At 68.2% G+C, this 4,225-nt stretch carries 5 protein-coding genes; all 5 read left to right on the top strand.

The window, feature by feature from the left end:
• Positions 1–567: alpha/beta fold hydrolase (locus tag AC5RUJ_RS11895; RefSeq protein ID WP_494155905.1), on the top strand; the 567-nt coding region annotated here is incomplete at its 5' end.
• Positions 560–2,041, top strand: a complete 1,482-nt coding sequence (locus AC5RUJ_RS11890) for an aldehyde dehydrogenase (protein ID WP_494013245.1) — start codon at positions 560–562, stop codon at positions 2,039–2,041. The genes AC5RUJ_RS11895 and AC5RUJ_RS11890, both read left to right, overlap by 8 nt.
• A gap of 9 nt (positions 2,042–2,050) precedes the next feature.
• Complete coding sequence (locus tag AC5RUJ_RS11885; RefSeq protein WP_494013246.1) at positions 2,051–2,278, top strand: tautomerase family protein; 228 nt, start codon at positions 2,051–2,053, stop codon at positions 2,276–2,278.
• Positions 2,278–2,583 (top strand): hypothetical protein, encoded by a 306-nt coding sequence (locus tag AC5RUJ_RS11880; protein WP_494127758.1) that lies wholly within the window; start codon positions 2,278–2,280, stop codon positions 2,581–2,583. Before AC5RUJ_RS11885 ends, AC5RUJ_RS11880 begins: the two co-directional genes overlap by 1 nt.
• Positions 2,584–2,658: 75 nt before the next feature.
• Positions 2,659–4,119, top strand: coding sequence for an amino acid permease (locus AC5RUJ_RS11875; RefSeq protein WP_494127757.1), 1,461 nt, complete (start codon positions 2,659–2,661; stop codon positions 4,117–4,119).
• Positions 4,120–4,225: the final 106 nt, after the last annotated feature.

Below are 4,225 nucleotides of genomic sequence, written 5' to 3'. Positions count from 1 at the left end.
GCGTCGCGGCTGCCCGGGCGGGCGCACCTGGTGGGCTTCTCGCTGGGCGCTCTGGTCGCGCAACATTTGGCCCGGTTCCGGCCCGAGCTCGTGGTTACCCTGACCAGTGTCAGCTCGGTGTGCCGGCGCACTCCGCAGGAGGCTGCATCGGTCGCGTCCCGGCTGGACAGCGCTGCGGCGGACTTTCCAGGCAGCGTCGAGGCCTCTATGGAGCGCTGGTTCCCGGCCGGTTCGGGGATCGACGCCGCCACAGTGGACGGCATTCGCCGGACCCTGCTGGCCAACGACCAGCAGTCGTACCTGCACGCGTACAGGGTCTTCGCTACCGAGGACGCCGAGATCGGCGCGGAACTCGGTGCCATTGTCGTGCCGTCGCTGGCCGTCACCGGGGACCAAGACCCCGGCTCGACCCCGGAGATGACCCGCCGTTTGGGCGAGGCCATCCCGGGGGCGCGCACCGCCGTCGTGCCCGGGGCCCGCCACATGCTCCCGGTGCAGCGCCCGGCCGAATTGGCGCGCCTCATCACCGACTTCATCAACGAATCGAGTCACGATACCCATGACTAGGAACTACAACCACTTCATCGACGGCCGCTGGAGCGCCCCCGCCGACGGCGCCTACTTCGAGAGCACCAACCCCGCCACGCTCGAGGTCCTCTACTCCGCCGCCCGCGGCAGCAAGGCCGACGTCGACCGCGCGGTCGCTGCTGCACGGGCTGCCTTCGAGAACCCGCTCTGGCGCGACCTGAGCCAGACCAAACGCGGGCACCTGCTGCGGCGGCTTGGCGACCTGGTGGGTGAGAACGCCGAGGAACTGGCACGGATGGAGACCGAGGACAACGGCAAGCTGCTGCGCGAGATGCGCGGGCAGCTGGCCACGTTGCCGGAGTACTTCTATTACTACGCCGGCCTGGCGGACAAGGTGCAGGGCAGCCAGATTCCCACCACCAACCCGGCGATCCTCAACTACACGCAGCGCGAACCGCTGGGCGTGGTCGGTGCCATCACGCCGTGGAACTCCCCGTTGACCCTGACGACGTCGAAGCTCGCCCCGGCGCTGGCGGCCGGCAACACGATCGTCATCAAGCCCTCCGAGTACACCTCGCGGACCGTCCTGCGGCTGGCCGAGCTGGCCGCCGAGGCCGGTTTCCCCGACGGCGTGGTCAACGTAGTCACCGGCATGGGTGCTGAAGCCGGCGCCGCACTGGTGGACCATCCCGGGATCGCCAAGATCTCCTTTACCGGGTCCACCGCCACCGGCTCGGCGATCGCCGCGTCCGCCGCGTCCCGGTTCATCGGCACCACCCTGGAGCTCGGCGGCAAGAGCCCCAACATCGTGTTCGAGGACGCCAACGTGGCCAATGCGGCCATGGGCGTGGTGGCCGGGATTTTTGCCGCGGCCGGCCAGACCTGCATCGCGGGCAGCCGGGTCTTTGCGCACCGTTCCATCTATGACGAGCTGCTGGAACGGGTGGCCGAGCGGGCCGGGAGCATCGTGATCGGCGACCCGCTGCAGGACAGCACTGAACTGGGACCGCTGGCGTTTGCCGCGCAGCAGGAGAAGGTGGGCTCCTACGTGGAGCTGGGCGTCTCCGAGGGCGCCACTGTCTTGACTGGTGGCGGGCGGCCGGACGTCGAGCTGCCCGGCTACTTCTACGCACCCACGGTGCTCACCGACGTCGACAATTCCATGCGGGTGGTCCGCGAGGAGATTTTCGGCCCGGTGGCGGCGATCATGCCGTTCGAGACCGAAGAAGAAGTGCTGCAACTGGCCAACGACACCCAGTACGGGCTCGCGGCCGGTGTCTGGACGCAGAACCTGGCCCGAGCCCATCGGATGAGCCGGCGGCTGGAGGCCGGAACGGTCTGGGTCAACACGTATCGCGCGATGTCGCCCATGTCGCCGCGGCAGGGTTTCAAGAACAGCGGGGTGGGCATCGAGCACGGCATGGAGTCCATGCATGAGTACACGCGGCTGAAGAGCGTTTGGATCAACACCGACGAGGGCCCGGTGGCGGACCCGTTCGTGATGCGAAGCTAGGAGGACGACATGCCGTTGATTGACGTATCGATTGCCGAGGGTCGTACGCCGCAGCAACTGCGGGACCTCGTGAGCGCCCTGCACCGCGCCGCGGAAGAATCCGTGGGCGCGCTGCCGCAGAACACCACCGTGATCATCCGGGAGGTCCCGACCACCCATTGGTCGAAGGCCGACCAAACCATCGCCGAGCGCCAGCAGGCCGCCACGGCACCCGTCACGGAAGGAAACCCCGCCTGATGTTTGTGGACGTGGACCGGGAGGACGGCGCCGCCGTCAAGGATCCGGAGAACCTGCGCGAACTCGCCGTGCGCGCCGATGGCTTAGGCGAACAGGAGGTTGCCCAGACGCTGGCAGCGGCCGGGTTGGGCACCGTGGACGCAGGCTATGCCTGGCTGGACGTGGCGCAGCTGCGGGCCAGCGGCGCCGCCCAACCTCCGTCGTGGGCCAAGGAGTTCGACGGCATGATCGGCTTTGCGCAGAGCCGCGGCTGGCTCAGCGACGACGGCCACAGCGTCCGCGCGCACGTCGACTACGGCAGATAAGGTTCCGGGCGGGGCGTAGAATTGACTGGCCGCTTTTTTGACCGGCCGTCTCCCTCCAGCAAGGTTGTTTCTCCCATGCCGCAATTCGCGTCCGCGCTCGCGCGTGGCCTGACTGTCCGCCACATCCGTTTCATGGCCCTCGGCTCCGCGATCGGCACCGGCCTGTTCTACGGCTCGGCCGCCGCGATCCAGGCCGCCGGCCCAGCCGTGCTGCTGGCCTATGCCATCGGCGGCGCCGCGGTCTTCCTGGTCATGCGGGCGCTGGGCGAGATGGCGGTGCGGCACCCGGTCTCCGGGTCGTTCGGCCAGTACGCCAGCCGCTACTTGGGCCCGTTCGCGGGGTTCATCACCGGTTGGACGTTCGCGTTCGAGATGGCCATCGTGGCGATCGCGGACGTGACGGCGTTCGGCATCTACATGGGTTTCTGGTTCCCCGAGGTGCCGCGCTGGATCTGGATCCTCGCCGTCGTGTTCTTCATCGCCGCCCTGAACCTGGTCAAGGTCAAGGTGTTCGGCGAGACCGAATTCTGGCTGTCGCTGGTCAAGGTCGCAGCGATCATCGCCATGATTGTCGGCGGCGCCGCGATCATCATCTTCGGCTTCGGGCTGCCGGACGGGGCCAACCCGGGACTGGAGACCATGCTCGGGTCCGGCGGCTTCTTCGCCAACGGGTTCTGGGGGCTGCTGGCCTCCTTCTCCATCGTGATGTTTGCGTTCGGCGGAATCGAGACCATCGGGATCACGGCCGGCGAAGCGGAGAACCCGAAGAAGGCGATCCCGGGCGCGATCAACACGGTGCCGGTGCGGATCCTGCTCTTCTACGTCTGCACCCTGGCCGTGCTGATGATGATCTCGCCGTGGGACCGGATCGACGGCTCCACCAGCCCGTTCGTGCAGATCTTCGACATGCTGGGCATCCCGGCGGCCGCGCACATCCTCAACGCCGTGGTGATCACCGCCGCCATTTCCGCCATCAACTCCGACACGTTCGGCGCCGGGCGGATGATGTACGGGCTGGCCGAGCAGGGCCACGCGCCGAAGGCCTTCGCGAAGATCTCCCGGCACGGGGTGCCGTGGATGACGGTGGCGACGATGGCCGCGGTGCTGCTGGCCGGCGTCGTGCTCAATGCGCTCCTGCCGGAGTCCCTGTTCCTGATCGTTGCGTCGATCGCGACATTCGCCACGGTGTGGGTCTGGTTGATGATCCTGCTCTCCCACATCGCGATGAAGCGGGAGATTGCGCGGAAGGGGCTGCCGGCGTCGGAATTCCCGGTGCCGTTCTGGCCTGTGGCGTCCTACCTGGCGCTGGCGTTCATGGTCTTCATCGTGGTGCTGCTGGGTATCATGCCGGACACTCGTGTGGCGCTGCTGGTGGGCTGCGCGTGGATCGCCCTGCTGTTCGTGGCCTACCGCTTCGGCATCAAGGGCGCCGGGCGGCGCCGCGCGGAGCTGGTGGACGAGACTGGCGTGGACGTGGCGGCGGAGGCCTCCCCCGGCACAGGCGGAGCAGTAGTCCGGACGCCGGCGGAGCAGTAGTTTAGGCCCCTAGCCCTGCGCTTACCGACGCTCAGTCGATCTGGGTCCCGCGGGCCACTGCCCCGCGCCGGATGAGCCGCACGGCCTCGCGGCACGTGCCGGCCGT

Source organism: Arthrobacter sp. Y3223164 (genome assembly GCF_059091005.1).
Note: the sequence above shows the minus strand (reverse complement) of the source record. Positions and strands in the feature narration are given on the sequence as shown.